Here is a 14,956-nt window from a genome sequence, read left to right on the forward strand (position 1 = left end):
GTCTCGTTGTCCGTCAATTCCCTCTCCAGCCCGTCCGATCCCGCTCCACCATAGTTACCGGGGGTGCGCGCACGGGCCCGGAAGATTCCGGACGCAATGACCGACCACCGTCAGTGGTGGACGAGACCTCGACGGGGTCGCTCGTCGGGCGGTCCGTGACCTCGCGCCGCCGGCTGGGGGCGGCGCGAGGCGATCCGGGTCAGTCCCAGGACATGCCGTCCCAGCTCATGCCGTCCCAGCTCATGCCGTCCCAGCTCATGCCGTCCCAGGACATGCCGTCCCAGGACATGCCGTCCCAGGACATGCCGTCCCAGGACATGCCGTCCCAGGACATGCCGTCCCAGCTCATGCCGTCCCAGCTCATGCCGTCCCAGCTCATGCCGTCCCAGCTCATGCCGTCCCAGGACATGCCGTCCCAGCTCATGCCGTCCCAGCTCATGCCGTCCCAGCTCATGCCGTCCCAGGACATGCCGTCCCAGGACATGCCGTCCCAGCTCATGCCGTCCCAGCTCATGCCGTCCCAGCTCATGCCGTCCCAGCTCATGCCGTCCCAGCTCATGCCGTCCCAGGACATGCCGTCCCAGCTCATGCCGTCCCAGCTCATGCCGTCCCAGCTCATGCCGTCCCAGCAGGCGCCGTTCGAGCAGTCGAGCACGCCGCGCAGATCGGTCGGGAGGTGGGTGCGGGCGCTCGGCCAGGTCTGGACGACGTCCGGGGTGGGCGCGGCCGCGGCGGCGTCCACCTGGACGAGGCCGGCTCCGGCGAGCTGGCGACCGCCGTCGAGCGGGGCGGCGGTCGAGGTGAGCAGGGCCTTGGCCTGATCGGGGGTGAGGTCGGGGCGATGCTCCAGCAGGAGAGCGAGCGAGCCGGAGACCACGGCTGCGGACTGCGATGTCCCGGTCCCCTTGAACCGGACCTCGTCGACGTACCCGGTGTCGGAGTGGTTCACGTCCGCGTCGGAGCCCGGGGCGCGGAGGCTCTCGATGTGGGCACCGGGCGCTGCGAGGTCGGGGTCGCGCACACCGTCTCCGGCGCTCGAGAAGTCGGCGATGCGGGCGACGCCGTCGGTCGTGTCGGCGCCGGCGACGGCGATCACGTAGGGGTCGTCGCCGGGGGAGGCGAGGCCGTTCGAGTCGGCTCCCTCGTTGCCGGCGACCGCGACGACCGCGATCCCCGCGCTCCAGGCGCGCTCGAGCGCGGCCGTCACCGGATCGGATCGGTAGGAGAGGGGCGAACCGCTGTTGAACGACAGGTTGAGCACGCGGATGTCGAGGCGGTCGGCGTTCGCGACGACCCAGTCGATGCCGGCGATCACGTCTGCCTGGTCGGTCGATCCGTCGCGGGTCGAGACCTTCACCGAGACGATGCCGGCATCGGGAGCGACACCGAGGAAGGCGCTCGGATCCGCTGCGGACGTGGCCGGATCGGAGCCCGGCTGGGCGCCGGCGATGATCCCGGCCATGTGGGTGCCGTGGCCGTTGGTGTCGACGAAGCGTGTGGACGGGTCGCCCGCTTCGGCGGTGAGGTCGACCGCCGCGACGATCTTGCCGTCACCGAGCGACGCCACGTCGGCGACGCCGGTGTCGATCACGGCGACGTTGACGCCGGCGCCGGTGATCCCCTGCTGCCACAGGGTGCGGGCCCCGATCTGGTCGACCACGTGGTACAACGACCCGGCGCCGACGTCGGCGACGTCGATTCGCTCGACGAGCCCGGTCGCGTCGCCGACGACGGGAGCGGGCGCGGCGGGGGTGGACAAGGTGAGCAGACCGCCGACGAGCGCGGCGGCGGAGGCGAGGACGGCCCAGCGGTTCGCGCCGCGACCGGGTTCGGTCCCGGCTCGGCGCGACGGCGCCTCGCCGTCCGGCGAGGGCGTCACCCTCGCCGGCGGGGTCACGGTCCTGAGCGAGCTCCGTTCGGGGCTCGGGAACGTGATCTCCTCGTCGGTGCCGAAGGACAGGTCGTCCCACTCACGGCCGGGAACGGTTGCGGTCTCCACGATCTGGGTCTCCAATCGTCGTGCCCGCACGAGGGATCGGTCGATCCCTCCCCCGTAGTGCTGATGAGACGATCGCCGTCGCCCACGACGATCGAATTGTTCGGTTGTCCGTAGTAGTCGGACAGGTTACCGCATTCGAGTCGCGGTGTGTAACGAAACCAACGCTCTCCGTAGCGCGACGCCCACCCCATCATGCCCTCGATCGGTGAGGGCGTTCCCGTCGTGCGTCGCCGTGAACCACCTCACCGGGGCAGCCGCCGCACGGGTCGGCATCGACCTCGGCGTGCTCGGGGGGTGGCGGGGGCGGCACTAGCGTGGAGGGGTGGGGATCGCGGACGACGACATCGACCAGCTGCGGTCGGTCGTGTCCATCGTCGACACCGTGCAGCACTACGTCGCGCTCAAGCGCGTCGGGCGCAACTGGGTGGGGTTGTGCCCGTTCCACGCCGAGAAGTCCCCGTCCTTCAACGTCCGGGAGGAGACCGGGCGGTACAAGTGCTTCGGGTGCGACAAGGGCGGCGACGTGTTCACCTTCGTCCAGGAGATCGAGCACACCGACTTCCCCGGCGCGGTCGAGCACCTCGCGGCCAAGGCCGGGATGTCGCTCACCTACACCAGCACCGGTCAGTCGAAGGAGCGGGCGCGCCGCAAGCGGCTCACGGAGGTCATGGCCGACGCCGTCGAGTGGTACCACGACCGCCTCCTCCACCACCCCGACGCCCGCGCGGCGCGCGACTACCTGCGCGCCCGAGGTCTCCACGGCGACGTCGCCCGTCGGTTCCAGCTCGGTTGGGCTCCCGACGACTGGGACCGCCTGGCGCGCGACCTGGGCCGCCCGGCCGATCTGCTCGGCGAGGTCGGGCTCGCCTTCCGCAACCGCCGGAACCGGATGCAGGACTCGTTCCGCGCCCGCGTCATGTTCCCGATCTTCTCGGAGTCGGGGGAGGCGCTGGCGTTCGGCGGACGGGTGCTGCCGGGTTCGGACGACCCGGCCAAGTACAAGAACAGCTCGGAGACCCCGATCTACTCGAAGTCGCGGACGCTGTACGGGCTCAACTGGGCGAAGCAGGAAGCGTCGAAGGTCGACCAGGTCGTCGTCTGCGAGGGGTACACCGACGTCATCGGGTTCCACCAGGCCGGGGTCGCCCGGGCCGTCGCGACCTGCGGGACGGCGCTCACGGAGGACCACGTCCGGCTGCTGAAGCGGTACGCGACGCGCGTCGTGCTGTCCTTCGACGCCGACGCCGCCGGCCAGAGCGCCGCGGAGCGGTTCTACGAGTGGGAGGAGAAGCACCAGGTCGAGGTGTCCGTCGCCAGCCTCCCCGCCGGCCGGGACCCGGGCGACCTCGCGCTGTCGGATCCGACCGCGCTGGCCGCGGCGGTCGACTCGCCGGTGCCCTTCCTCGGCTTCCGACTGCAGCGCACGCTGGGCACCCGCCGGCTCGACTCACCCGAGCAGCGGGCGCGCTCGGCCGAGGAGGCCATGGCCGTCGTGAACGAGCACCCGAACCCCAACGTCCGCAAGCTCTACGCCGGGGAGGTCGCGGCCCGCGTCGGCCTCCCGGTCGGGGACCTCGTCGGCCTCGCCGAGCGCGGGGTGCGCCGGCCGCGGGTCGAGGTGCGCGCACCGCGACGTGGTCGTCCGATGGAGAACGCCGAGTTCGCCGCGCTGGTGCTCCTCGTCCAGGAGTGGGACTCGATCGCCGAGTGGCTGATCGAGCCGCTGTTCTTCGACGACGCGAACCGCATGGCGTTCCTCGCGCTCGCCGGGGCGGGAGACCTCGACGGGGCGCTCGAGATCGCGCCGCCCGAGGCGCGCGACGTGCTCGAGCGCGCAGCGGTCGCCGACCTGGATCTCGACGCCACGGTCGAGGCGCGCACCCTCATCGGTGCGGCGGCGCGACGTGAGTTGTCCCTGCGCACGCAGCGGATCGACGCCGCGAGCATCGAGGAGGACCGGGCGGCCAAGCTCGACGTGATGGCCCTCGACGACGCCGACCCCCAACGGGCCTCCGCGGCCGCGGAGGCGTTGCTAGGTTGGCTCCATCGACGCACGGAGGAACGCTCGGCCGACGACGGCGGGAACGGACCCCCCGGTTGACGCGCCCGAGGCTGCGGACCCCCCCGCACCGGCGCTCGGCGTCGACGAGGACGAGTGGGGGCGCTTGCTGGAGCGGGGTCGCACCAACGGTGAGGTCCACGCGGATCAGGTCAGCCACGTGCTGCGACACGTCGAGCTCACCGAATCCGTGCTGATCGAGGTCCACGAGGCGATGGCGGGAGCCGGCATCTCGATCGACGTCGCGGTGGATCACGACGACGACAGCGACGCCGTCGATGCCCACGTCTCAGGCATCGCGCACCGTGACGACGAGGCGCGCCGGCGCGCCGAGGCGACCCAGGCCGCCAACGACGCGGACGAGCGACTGCTCAGTCGACGTCGGCAGCGACGGACCCGCAAGCGCGGGCCACGCGCCGAGGGCGGATCAGCCGACGCCGTCCGGATGTACCTGCGCGAGATCGGCCAGGTCGATCTGCTCACGATCGACGACGAGCGTCGTCTGGCGCAGCTGATCGAGGAGGGCAAGGAGGCCGCCGCCCGCATCGACGCGGCGGAGGAGGCGGGAGCGCCGCTGCAGGGCGTCGACGGCCGGGCAGCGCTGCGCTCGGTGAACCGCGGCGAGCGCGCGAAGTCCGAGCTCACCCAGGCGAACCTGCGCCTCGTGGTGAGCATCGCCAAGCGCTACTCGGGTCGCGGGATGCAGCTCCTCGACCTCGTGCAGGAGGGGAACCTCGGCCTGATGCGAGCGGTCGACAAGTTCGACTACACGAAGGGGTTCAAGTTCTCCACCTACGCCACCTGGTGGATCCGTCAGGCGATCACCCGCTCGATCGCCGATCAGGCGCGCACCATCCGGATCCCGGTGCACATGGTCGAGCACATGAACCGCGTCACCCGGGCGAAGCGCACGATGCACCAGGAGCTCGAGCGGGAACCGACGATCGACGAGCTCGCGCACCGGGTCCAGCTCGAGCCCGATCGCGTGCGTGAGCTGCTGCGCATCTCCCAGGACCCGTTGTCGCTCGACTCGCCCGTCGGCGAGGAGGACGAGTCGAACCTGGGCGACTTCATCCAGGACGAGTCCGCGGACAGCCCGGCTGACGCGGCTGCCCGGGTGATGCTCACGAACGCGGTCGGGGAGGTCCTCGGTGAGCTCTCCGAGCGCGAGCAGGAGATCGTGCGGTTGCGGTTCGGGCTCGACGGCGGACGGGCCAAGACGCTCGAAGAGGTCGGCAAGGAGTTCGGCGTGACCCGCGAGCGGATCCGCCAGATCGAAGCCAAGACGCTGGCCAAGCTGCGCCATCCCCAGCGCAGCCAGCGGTTGCGCGAGTTCCTCGAGGTCGAGTGAGCCGGGGCGCCACGGCGCGCACCGGACGCGTGGGATGGCGCCGCAGATCGCGATAGCCTCGGCGTCCGACCCTCGTGGTCGACCGATCCGGGATAGCTCAGCTGGCAGAGCAATTGACTGTTAATCAATGGGTCGCAGGTTCGAGCCCTGCTCCCGGAGCTCGGAGGCCCACCGTCCACGCGGTGGGCTTTCGTCATTCTCGGGGCGTTAGCTCAGTTGGTCAGAGCAGCGGACTCATAATCCGTCGGTCCCGGGTTCGAGCCCCGGACGCCCCACCGACCCGGGCAGGGTCGGGCCGAGATGCGGGGGCCGAGGGCCCCGGGGGATCGACGGGGTCCGAGGCGTCTCAGCCGACGAGGCGGTCGACGAAGCGCTCGGCGCTCCGGCTCGTCGGACGGGCGCCACGCCACACCACGCGGACGGGCTGGACCACGTCGAGATCGCGGATCGGCACCCGGTGGAGGGCTCCGGTGGTCAGTTGGTGCTCCACCCAGCACCGCGGCAGGAACGCGACGCCCTCGCCGTTGACGGCCGCGAGACGGGCCGCGCTGGCGTTGTCGACCTCCACGTGGTCACCCGTGCGGCTCCAGTCGTGCTCCGCGAAGGCGGCCTCGACGACGTCGCGCGTCCCCGAACCCCGGCGGCCGAGGACGAGGCGCGAGGCGAGCAGCGACTCGGCGCGCAGCGGCTGCCGCCGCTCGAACCAGGCGTGACCGGTCCCGACCACGGCGACGACGAGCTCGCTCGCCACCACCTGCGACCGCAGGCCGAGGGGGGTGTCGGGCCCCTCGGTGAAGCCGAGCTCGGCGTCTCCGTCGCGCACCGCCTGCGCCGTCGACAGCGTGTCCGACTCGGCGACCCGGACGTCCGTCCCGGCGGTCGCGCCGCCCGCGACCCAGTCGGGGAGGAAGTGGTCGGCGACGTGGCGGGTCGTCGCGATCGACAGCACGTCGCGCTCGGCGCGCAACGACTCGGCCCGGTCCACGAGCGCGGTCGCGGACGCGATCACCTCCGCGCACGCCGAGGCCAACCGGATCCCCGACTCGGTCGGAACGGACCCCGCCGGGGTCCGTTCCAGCAGGCGGGTCCCCAGCGATCGCTCCAGCTTGTGCAGCTTCGCCGTGGCCGACGGTTGCGAGATGCGCATCCTGGCGGCCGCCTTGGACACGCTCCCGAGCTCCGTCGCAGCGAGGTACAGCCGGAGCGCGCTCACGTCCATGCCATCGACGTCGACGATGGAGGCCATCGGTCCATCCTATGACCCCAGAGCCGAGATCGGCTAGCGCACCACGACGGGGGGTGGTTGGGTGATGTCCATGGACGAACCGCGACCGATCCGCTATGGGGTGATCGGCACCGGGATGATGGGCGTCGAGCACATCGAGAACGTCAACGCTCTCGACGACGCCGTCGTGACCGCCGTCTCCGACACCAACGCCGAGTCGCTCGACGACGGCACCCGGATCGCTGCCGGCGACGACGGCGTGCCCGTGGCCACGTTCGTCGACCACCGCGACCTGCTCGCCAGCGGTCTGTGCGACGCCGTGGTGATCGCCACCCCCAACTTCACCCACGTCGACGTCCTCCCGGACGCACTCGCCGCACCGGTGCACGTCATGATCGAGAAGCCGCTGTGCACGACCGTCGCCGACTGCGAGCGGGTCATCCAGCTCGCGTCGGATCGGCCCGACGGGTGGATCACCTGGATGGCGATGGAGTACCGCTACATGCCGGCGGCCGCCGAGCTGATCCGGCACGTCCACGGTGGCGTCGTCGGTCGTCCGCGCATGGTGGCGATCCGCGAGCACCGGTTCCCCTTCCTCGCGAAGGTCGACGACTGGAACCGCTTCAGCGAGAACACCGGCGGAACCCTGGTCGAGAAGACGTGCCACTTCTTCGACCTGATGAACCTCGTGCTGCGCGAGCGACCGGTCCGCGTGATGGCGTCGGGCGCCCAGGACGTGAACCACCTCGACGAGAGCTACGACGGTCGCGTCCCCGACGTGCTCGACAATGCGTTCGTCATCGTCGACTACCCGAGCGGGGCGAGAGCGCTGCTGGACCTGTGCATGTTCGCCGACGCGACCCACGAGCAGGAGGAGATGGCGGTCACCGGGGAGCTGGGCAAGGTCGAGGCGCGCCTGCCGTCCAACACCGTCCACGTCGGCCGGCGCGGCGATCACTGGATCGGCCGCGTCGAGACCTACACCGCCGACGACGACCGCATCGAGTACCAGGGGCACCACCACGGTTCGAGCTTCCTCGAGCACAGCGAGTTCACCGAGGCCATCCGCACCGGCGGTCGGCCGACGGTGACCCTCGCGGACGGGTACTGGGCCGTGGCGGCGGGGGCGGCGGCGCACCGGAGCATCGAGCTCGGACGACCTGTCGAGCTGTCGGAGCTGATGGACGCCGACATCGCCCGGGCGACGCTCGACCAGGTCGGTCCGGACGCCGGTCGCGACGCTCGCGCGAGCGAGGTCGGCGGCGCGTGATGCCGGTGATCGACTCGCGCGGGGTGCCCCGGCGCCTGAGCGTCCACGACGTGCGCGACCGTCGCCGCGAGCAGCACGAGCCGGAGCGTCGAGACGAGGTCCGGGACCTCGAGCACCCGCCCGACGAGCACCCGCGCGCCGGCACGAACGACGAGCACCCGCGTGCCGGCACGAACGACGAGCAGCCGACCGACGAGCACCCGCCCGTCGGCACGAACGACGAGCAGCCGACCGACGAGCACCCGCCCGTCGGCACGAACGACGAGGAGGCAGCACGATGACCGTGGAGATGTCCTGGTTCAGCGCCCTGTGCGATGACGACTACGAGTTCCTGGGGGTTCCCGATGACGAGCTGAAGAGCTCGTGGGAGCACTGCCGCAACATCGTGCTCACCGCCGACCGGTACGGGTTCGACAACGTGCTGCTGCCGTCGGGGTACGCGCTCGGCATCGACAACACGGCGTTCGCCGCCGGCATGGCGCCCCTGACGTCGATGCGGATGCTGCTCGCCGTGCGCTGCGGGGAGCTCATCGTCCCCCAGCTCGCTCGCCAGATCGCCACCCTCGACCAGATGATGGACGGGCGGCTGACGATCAACATCATCTCGTCCGAGATGCCGGGCGAATCGCTCGACAGCGGCCCGCGGTACCGGCGCTCGACCGAGGTCATGCACTGCCTGCGCGAGCTGCTCGACGGGCGTCGCGTCGAGTTCCACGGCGACTTCGTCGACCTGGAGGTCGAGCCGCCCAGGATCTCGACGGTGAGCGGCCGGAGCCCGCTGTTCTACTTCGGCGGTCTGTCCCCGGCGGCTCGCGAGTGCGCGGCCGCCGGCGCGGACGTGTTCCTGATGTGGCCCGACACGACCGACGCGGTGCTGGAGGTGAAGGCCGACATGGACGCCCGGGCCGAAGCGCACGGGCGCTCGCTGCGCTACGGCTGGCGCTCCCACGTCGTGGTCCGCGAGACCGAGGACGAGGCGCGCGCCGCGGCGAGCCGACTGCTGTCGAAGCTCGATGTCGAGGCCGGCGAGGAGATCCGGAGGAAGTCGCTGGACTCGTCGTCGGCGGGGGTCGCGAACCAGGCGGCGCTGCGCGAGTCGGCCGATCAGGAGGGCTACGTCGAGCGCCACCTGTGGACCGGCGTCGGCCGGGCCCGCTCGGGCGCCGGAGCCGCGATCGTCGGCGATCCCGACCAGGTGCTCGGCAAGATCCGGGAGCTCACCGAGGCGGGCATCGAGTCGTTCATCCTGTCGGGGTACCCCCACGCCGCCGAGTGCGATCTGTTCGCCCGGCACGTGCTGCCCCACATCGACCACGGGCGCCTCGAGTTCGATCCCCACCCCGTCGACGTCACGTGACGCCACCGGCGGCCTCGACGTCCGATCGCGACGGTCCCGACCGCCACGACGCGCCGACGGGACGGGCCGGGGGGGACGACGGACAAGGCCGCCCGGGTGGAGAGCGGCACGCGGGTCGAGAGCACCCCGCGGGCGGGGAGGGTGCTGCGGGTCCGGCGGACCCATCGGATCGTGACGGTCGAGCAGATCGAGTGGAGCCGGTGGATCGCTCGGCTCGGTTCGAGCACGTGGCGGCGGGCGGCTCGTCGGCCGGGTTCTCGCGCATCGCACCGGGCGTCGGTGCGGTCGTGGCGATCGCTGCCGTCGCGACGCTGCTGGCCCAGGTCTCGTCGTCGGTGTCTCCCCTGGTCGTCGGGATCGTGCTCGGTGCCGCCGTCGCCAACGTGGTGAGCATCCCGGCGTCTCTCGCTTCGGGGATCACCTTCTGCGCGCGGACGGTCCTGCGGATCGGGATCGTGGTGCTGGGGCTGCGGCTGTCGCTCGGCGATCTGGCGTCGCTCGGCGCCGACGGCCTGCTCGTGGTCGCCGGGGTGGTCGCGGTCACGTTCTTCGGGACGCGCTGGTTGGCGAGTCGTCTCGGCATCGGTCCCGACCTCGGCCTGCTCGTCGCCACCGGGTACTCGATCTGCGGCGCGTCCGCGATCGCCGCGATGGACGGGATCATCGACGCCGACGAGGAGGAGACCGCGTACGCGATCACCCTGGTCACGCTCTGCGGGACGTTGTCGATCGTGGTGCTGCCCCTCATCGCGAGCGCGGTCGGTCTCGAGGGCGCGGACTACGGGACGTGGGTCGGGGGAGCGGTCCACGACGTCGGCCAGGTGGTGGCGACGGCGAGCCACGACGGTGGCGCTGCTCTCGCCGCCGCGACCGTGGTCAAGTTGACCCGCGTGGTCCTGCTGGCGCCGTTGGTCGCGCTCGTGGCGCTGCGTCGACGGTCGGCGGCGACGACACCGACCGCCGCCTCGGCGCAGACCGAGGACGGCAGCACGGACGGCGGCATCACGAACGGCGGAAGCACGGACGTCGGCAGCACGGACGTCGGCAGCGCCGACGACGGCAGCGCCGACGACGGTGCCGGCGCCTCGGGGTCCACGGCAGCTCGGCCTCCGCTGCTGCCCCTGTTCGTGGTCGGGTTCCTGATCGCGATCCTGGTCCGGTCGAGCGGGGTGCTGGACGACGGCGCACTCGACGTGGCGTCGGACGTGGAGAAGGTCCTGCTGACCGTCGCGCTGACCGGTCTCGGTCTCGGGGTGCAGGTGCGATCGATGCGGCGCCTCGGCGGGAGGCCGCTGCTGCTCGGGTTGATGTCGTGGGTGCTCGTCGCCGGCGCGGCGTTCGTCGGCACCGCGATCGTCACCTGATGGTCGGCATCCACCCGTCGATCGCCCGGTGGGCATCGCACGGGTGGTCGTGGACCGACGGGCCCGGCCACTCGATGATCGTCCTCACCCGATGGGTTCCGGTGGACGCCGTCACCTGCTGGTCGACGTCACTCGATGACCGCCGCCACCCGATGGTCGTCGCCCCACGGTCGTGGCTCGACGGTCGTGGCTCGATGGTCGTCGTGATCCGACGATCGACGCTCGGTGGTCGTCACCCCGCAGTCGTGGCTCGACGGTCGTGGCTCTGGACGCGGTGGCGACGCGACCCGGATCGCGGCGCGGTCGCGATCAGGCGTCGGGTTGCTCGATCGCGTCGAGGAAGGCGTTGACGTCGCCCTCCTCGCCCCCGACCAGCCAGATCGTCAGCTCTCCGGCGATCTCGGCGCCGTCGTCGTCCTCGGAGTCCTGCCAGGGCAGCACGCCGTCGACGAAGTACCGATCGACGGTGATGTCGTCGCTCTCGCCGTCGACGGGGGCGATGACCGCCAGCTCGACCTCGGCGTCCGGGGGCTGGTCGCTCAGGATGTCGATCAGTTCGTGCACGCGCATGATGGGGCCTCCCGGGCCGGTCGATGGGGGGTTCACAGGTCGTCGAGCCAGGCGGGGGCCCGGTCGAGGAGGTACAGGCTCACGTGCTTGCAGCGCTCGAGCGCCAGCCCGATCGCATCGTCGTTGGTGAGGTAGACGTCGGCGAGGTCGACGGTCATCTTGGCGACGATCGACAGGCTGCGCTCGGGTGCATCGGTGACGCTCGGGAACGAGTCGATGGCCGAGACCTCGACGGGGAGGTCGATGCCGCCGATCCCCGCCAGGTCGGTCGCGAGGACGAGCAGGTCGGGAGGTTCGGGCAGCGGCGGCAGGGTCCAGGTGAACAGCATCGCGAACGTGAAGCCGGTCGGCGGGGGATCGTCGGCCTCCTCGAGGCGGATCACCTCGTCCTCGAAGGCGAGCATCGCGCGGGGATCGACGTCGAGCGACAGGTGCAGGTCGATCGGCCCCGAGCAGGCCTCCTCGGGGTGGAGGTCGACCTCCCAGAGCTGGCGCAGCGAGTAGGTCTCGACGAAGTGGCGCTCGTCGTGGACGTGGAACCCGTGGTCGATGGCCTGGCTCTTCACGTCCGCGACGAACCCGGCTACGTCGATGACTGCCATCGGTGCCGGACACTACCGTCCACGGCCGTGGACCCGCTCACCCCCTCGTCGCCCCGGGAGGGCGCCGGCGATGTCGACCCGAGCGACCCGGAGGCCGTTCTCGAGCTCTTCGCCCGGGTGTGCGCTCGCACCGCTGCGATCGTCGCCGCGAACGACGACTGGGACGGGTCGGGCCGGCGCGACGGGCAGTACTCGGTCGACCTGACGGTCGATGATGCGTGCCTGGAGATGCTCCACGGCGCAGGGTTGCGGGTGCTCTCCGAGGAGAGCGGCGTCACGGAGCGAGACGTGGTCGGCGACGTGGTCGTCGGCGGGGATGCCGGTGGCGTCGGCGAGTTCGTTGCGGGCGGCGGCGGTCCTGACGCAGGCGGCGCCGGAGCGGGTGGCGCCCGGCATCGCGACGGGTACGAGGTTCGCGATCCACGCTCGGGCGCGATCGTCGTGGTCGATCCGTTGGACGGGTCGACGAACGCGGCGTTGGGGCTGCCGTGGTGCGCGACGTCGCTGTGCCTCGTCGTCGACGGTGTGCCCGAGGTCGCGACCGTCGCGAACCTGCGGACGGGAGCGATGTTCACTGCGGTGCGGTCCCAGGGCGCCCGCCTCGACGGGAACCCCATCCGGGTGTCGCCTCCGATGCCGTTGTCGGTCGCGGTGATCGCCGTCAACGCCCGGCCCCCCGACGGGTTCCGACCCGCGCAGTTCCGGGCGATGGGGGCCACCGCCCTCGACATCGCCTCGGTGGCGGCGGGCGGGTTCGACGGGTCGATCGACTTCGACGACGACAGGATCGGGGTGTGGGACTACCTCGCCGGGACGCTGATCGTCACCGAGGCCGGCGGCGTGGTCGCCGACGCGCGGGGCCGCGACCTCGTCACACTCGACCCCCGGCAGCGACGACGCCCGGTGACGGCCACCCACGTCGGGCTGCTCGACGAGTTGCTGGCGCACGGCTGATCGGGAGGTGGCGGTCACGCCGCCCGCCGAGACGGTGGGCCGGTGTTGCGGACGGTGCCGTCGGGGAGCGTGAGGGTCAGCTCCCGGCGGTCGCCGAGCTCGATCGTCCACCCGTCGTGGTGGACGCTGGTGTGGTGGCGGGCGCACAACGGGACGAGGTTCGACAGATCGGTCGAACCTCCGTGTCGCCACCACACGACGTGGTGGAGTGCGCACCGGTCGAAGGCCACCGAGCAGCCAGGCATCGCGCAGTCTCGGTGCAGCGACCGCAGCGCCCGTCGCTGCGCCCGGTTGGCGAGCCGAGTGGTGCGGCCGAGGTCGAGCCGCCCCGGCGCGTGCAGGACCACTCCGCCACGGACCACGACGCCGACGGTCTCCGCGGTGCTGGTCAGGTCGGCGAGGACCCGTGCCGGGACCTCGACCGGGATCGACCACTCGACCGTCGGACCGGAGCCGGGCGACGGTGGGGGAGCGCCGGCGTCGATCACCGCGACGAACTCAGGTCGACCGGTACGCCCGCCGTCGCGCGCATCGCTCCCGATCAGTCGGGCGAGCGCGTGGGCGGCCAGGAATCGCTGCTTCTCGATGGGGTCGGACGGGCAGTGCTCGGGCACCCGCTCGGCGAACGACGTCTCCACCGCGGCGTCGATCCGCGACGACAGGGTGATCGCGATCACGGGATCGAACCGACCGCGCAGGTTCCACATCCCGTCGGCGTCGGTCCACGTCGAGAGCCGGACGTCGCGGCGCTGCCGTTCGAGGCGGCTCTCGCCGTCGTCGGCCCGCATGCGCCGGACCTCCATCTCGACACGCCGACCGAACTGCTCCACCGTGCCTGCCTCCGCGACCGCGGTGAGCCCATCGGCCCGCACGAGCAGCTCGTCACGTCGATCGGGGTCGACCTTCTTGGTGGATCGGGTGACCGAGTCGACGTGAGCGGTCGTGATCGACCCGTCGGCGAGGGCGGCGGCCAGACGGGGAGCGCCGGCGAGGGTGTCGGATCGCTCCTTCGTGGCGTGGGCACGGTGGACCGAGCACCGTGCGGCGTCGGCGATGGTCGCCTCGGGGAAGGTGTCGATGCTCGACAGCGATCGCACGAGCTCCGCGACCTGGGCCTGGAGCCACCCCTCCACCTCGCGCGCGGCGACGAGCGCATCTGCGATCGACGCCCGTGCCGGATTAGCGGCGTCGACCGCGTCGCGGATGCGTGCCAACCGCTCGGTCACCGTCGCTTCGTCCACGTGCCCATGGTGCGCACGGGGGTGTGACAGGGTTCGGTGGGCGCCGTCTCGGCCGACCGGGTTCGAGCCGACCGGTACACTCGCCGATCCCGGGCGCATAGCTCAGTTGGCCAGAGCGCTTCCCTTACAAGGAAGATGTCGGGGGTTCGAGTCCCTCTGCGCCCACCGATCTGGCAGGAGTTCTCCTGGCTGCGGGCGATCAGGCGGTGTGGTCGGTATCAGTTCGGTACCACTTCGGTTCGTGTCAACTCGACCGAGAGGAACACACCACGAACACCCCTTCGGCGCCCTGGCGCTCGACCTGGGCAACTTCCTGCCGATTCGCGACCGTGCGCTCGAGCTGATCGACAGCGTGAGGGCCGGCGACGTGCGAAACGCCCGTCCGTTTCTCGAAGAGGAGTCCGAACGACTGGACCGTCTCGCCGACGCTCTCCGGGCGCCGGGCGGTGACCTGGCGACGGATGATGCAGCTGTCGAGCTCGTCGCTCGGATCGGTGAACGGGCCGGACATCAGCTCGGCTGAAAGGAGCTTTTCCCGATCTCGGGCTGCATCGCGCATCTGCGGGAGGGTGCGATGGGGTACCACCGGTTCGACCACGCCGCCATCAAGGACATCACGCTTGACCCCCTACGGCCAGAGGGACTCGTCTACCAATCAATGCCCGACGGGAAGCTGCACCTGGTCGCGGTCGAATGGATCGTTCCGAAGGGCGCATGGAAGCCGCCGGCATCGTGGAACCGCCCACGCTTCTCGGACACGAGTTGGGGATCCTCAATCCGGCGCTCGGCTGGTACATCCTGCGCGCCCGGGTGTGGAAGACGAATCCGGCCGGGATGTTCGGGAACTGGAACCCCGACGTCGTCTGTCCGTGACCACGGACGCAACGCTGTGAGAACGTGAGGGATGGGGTCGTGCACGTGGGTCGGGCGCCCGAGTGCACGGTCTCGGTCACGCTTCTTCGGC

14 protein-coding genes and 3 tRNA genes are annotated in these 14,956 nt (G+C 71.3%); 11 read left to right on the forward strand and 6 right to left on the reverse strand.

Features of this window, described 5'->3' with window-relative positions:
• Positions 1-199: 199 nt before the first annotated feature.
• Positions 200-1,999: a S8 family serine peptidase gene (locus ACOOHC_RS07975; RefSeq protein ID WP_420453459.1), complete on the reverse strand. Its 1,800-nt coding sequence runs from the start codon at positions 1,997-1,999 to the stop codon at positions 200-202.
• 322 nt (positions 2,000-2,321) lie between these two features.
• On the opposite strand from ACOOHC_RS07975, the gene dnaG reads away from it, so the two are divergent.
• From dnaG to ACOOHC_RS07995, 4 genes are all read left to right on the forward strand, one after another.
• On the forward strand, positions 2,322-4,100 hold the full coding sequence (dnaG, locus tag ACOOHC_RS07980) for a DNA primase (RefSeq protein ID WP_420453460.1): 1,779 nt from the start codon (positions 2,322-2,324) through the stop codon (positions 4,098-4,100).
• A gap of 64 nt (positions 4,101-4,164) precedes the next feature.
• Positions 4,165-5,409 carry an RNA polymerase sigma factor RpoD gene (rpoD, locus tag ACOOHC_RS07985; RefSeq protein WP_420453461.1) on the forward strand — a complete coding sequence of 415 codons (1,245 nt, stop codon included), beginning with the start codon at positions 4,165-4,167 and terminating at the stop codon, positions 5,407-5,409.
• A gap of 86 nt (positions 5,410-5,495) precedes the next feature.
• Positions 5,496-5,568 (forward strand) — tRNA-Asn (locus ACOOHC_RS07990).
• Positions 5,569-5,610: 42 nt separating this feature from the next.
• Positions 5,611-5,684, forward strand: a tRNA-Ile gene (locus ACOOHC_RS07995).
• A 71-nt stretch (positions 5,685-5,755) separates the two neighbouring features.
• Here the strand turns inward: ACOOHC_RS07995 and ACOOHC_RS08000 are convergent.
• Complete coding sequence (locus ACOOHC_RS08000) at positions 5,756-6,655, reverse strand: LysR family transcriptional regulator (protein ID WP_420453462.1); 900 nt, start codon at positions 6,653-6,655, stop codon at positions 5,756-5,758.
• A 70-nt stretch (positions 6,656-6,725) separates the two neighbouring features.
• On the opposite strand from ACOOHC_RS08000, the gene ACOOHC_RS08005 reads away from it, so the two are divergent.
• The 4 genes from ACOOHC_RS08005 to ACOOHC_RS08020 all read left to right on the forward strand — a co-directional run bounded on the left by ACOOHC_RS08005 (position 6,726) and on the right by ACOOHC_RS08020 (position 10,625).
• Entirely contained in the window at positions 6,726-7,904 is a 1,179-nt protein-coding gene (locus tag ACOOHC_RS08005) for a Gfo/Idh/MocA family protein (protein WP_420453463.1), read from the forward strand.
• Positions 7,904-8,185, forward strand: coding sequence for a hypothetical protein (locus ACOOHC_RS08010; protein WP_420453464.1), 282 nt, complete (start codon positions 7,904-7,906; stop codon positions 8,183-8,185). The genes ACOOHC_RS08005 and ACOOHC_RS08010 overlap by 1 nt, the downstream gene beginning before the upstream one ends.
• Positions 8,182-9,261 (forward strand): LLM class flavin-dependent oxidoreductase, encoded by a 1,080-nt coding sequence (locus ACOOHC_RS08015; RefSeq protein ID WP_420453465.1) that lies wholly within the window; start codon positions 8,182-8,184, stop codon positions 9,259-9,261. Before ACOOHC_RS08010 ends, ACOOHC_RS08015 begins: the two co-directional genes overlap by 4 nt.
• A 200-nt stretch (positions 9,262-9,461) precedes the next feature.
• Positions 9,462-10,625 (forward strand): YeiH family protein, encoded by a 1,164-nt coding sequence (locus tag ACOOHC_RS08020; protein ID WP_420453466.1) that lies wholly within the window; start codon positions 9,462-9,464, stop codon positions 10,623-10,625.
• 309 nt (positions 10,626-10,934) lie between these two features.
• On the opposite strand, the gene ACOOHC_RS08025 is transcribed toward ACOOHC_RS08020, so the two are convergent.
• Positions 10,935-11,195 carry a hypothetical protein gene (locus tag ACOOHC_RS08025; protein ID WP_420453467.1) on the reverse strand — a complete coding sequence of 87 codons (261 nt, stop codon included), beginning with the start codon at positions 11,193-11,195 and terminating at the stop codon, positions 10,935-10,937.
• A 32-nt stretch (positions 11,196-11,227) separates the two neighbouring features.
• Positions 11,228-11,797 (reverse strand): hypothetical protein, encoded by a 570-nt coding sequence (locus ACOOHC_RS08030; protein WP_420453468.1) that lies wholly within the window; start codon positions 11,795-11,797, stop codon positions 11,228-11,230.
• A 27-nt stretch (positions 11,798-11,824) separates the two neighbouring features.
• Between ACOOHC_RS08030 and ACOOHC_RS08035 the strand changes: the two genes are divergently transcribed.
• Complete coding sequence (locus ACOOHC_RS08035; RefSeq protein WP_420453469.1) at positions 11,825-12,751, forward strand: inositol monophosphatase family protein; 927 nt, start codon at positions 11,825-11,827, stop codon at positions 12,749-12,751.
• 14 nt (positions 12,752-12,765) lie between these two features.
• Here the strand turns inward: ACOOHC_RS08035 and ACOOHC_RS08040 are convergent, their stop codons facing one another.
• Positions 12,766-13,992, reverse strand: coding sequence for an HNH endonuclease (locus tag ACOOHC_RS08040; protein ID WP_420453470.1), 1,227 nt, complete (start codon positions 13,990-13,992; stop codon positions 12,766-12,768).
• A 91-nt stretch (positions 13,993-14,083) separates the two neighbouring features.
• On the opposite strand from ACOOHC_RS08040, the gene ACOOHC_RS08045 reads away from it, so the two are divergent.
• Positions 14,084-14,157: transfer RNA gene (locus tag ACOOHC_RS08045), tRNA-Val, on the forward strand.
• Between the two features lie 79 nt (positions 14,158-14,236).
• Here the strand turns inward: ACOOHC_RS08045 and ACOOHC_RS08050 are convergent.
• Positions 14,237-14,551 carry a hypothetical protein gene (locus ACOOHC_RS08050; RefSeq protein ID WP_420453471.1) on the reverse strand — a complete coding sequence of 105 codons (315 nt, stop codon included), beginning with the start codon at positions 14,549-14,551 and terminating at the stop codon, positions 14,237-14,239.
• A 155-nt stretch (positions 14,552-14,706) separates the two neighbouring features.
• Here ACOOHC_RS08050 and ACOOHC_RS08055 point away from each other — a divergent pair, with 155 nt between their 5' ends.
• Positions 14,707-14,865 (forward strand): hypothetical protein, encoded by a 159-nt coding sequence (locus ACOOHC_RS08055; protein WP_420453472.1) that lies wholly within the window; start codon positions 14,707-14,709, stop codon positions 14,863-14,865.
• The last annotated feature ends 91 nt before the right edge of the window (positions 14,866-14,956 follow it).

The sequence above is a fragment of the Ilumatobacter sp. genome (genome assembly GCF_965215205.1).
Taxonomy (GTDB): Bacteria; Actinomycetota; Acidimicrobiia; order Acidimicrobiales; family Ilumatobacteraceae; genus Ilumatobacter_A.

Coding starts and splice junctions, on each gene's coding strand:
- ACOOHC_RS08030 (WP_420453468.1), bottom strand. CDS start 11,797: ATGGCAGTCATCGACGTAGCCGGGTTCGTCGCGGACGTGAAGAGCCAG.
- ACOOHC_RS08025 (WP_420453467.1), bottom strand. CDS start 11,195: ATGCGCGTGCACGAACTGATCGACATCCTGAGCGACCAGCCCCCGGAC.
- ACOOHC_RS08055 (WP_420453472.1), top strand. CDS start 14,707: ATGGAAGCCGCCGGCATCGTGGAACCGCCCACGCTTCTCGGACACGAG.
- ACOOHC_RS08005 (WP_420453463.1), top strand. CDS start 6,726: ATGGACGAACCGCGACCGATCCGCTATGGGGTGATCGGCACCGGGATG.
- ACOOHC_RS08000 (WP_420453462.1), bottom strand. CDS start 6,655: ATGGCCTCCATCGTCGACGTCGATGGCATGGACGTGAGCGCGCTCCGG.
- ACOOHC_RS08015 (WP_420453465.1), top strand. CDS start 8,182: ATGACCGTGGAGATGTCCTGGTTCAGCGCCCTGTGCGATGACGACTAC.
- ACOOHC_RS08050 (WP_420453471.1), bottom strand. CDS start 14,551: ATGCGCGATGCAGCCCGAGATCGGGAAAAGCTCCTTTCAGCCGAGCTG.
- ACOOHC_RS08010 (WP_420453464.1), top strand. CDS start 7,904: ATGCCGGTGATCGACTCGCGCGGGGTGCCCCGGCGCCTGAGCGTCCAC.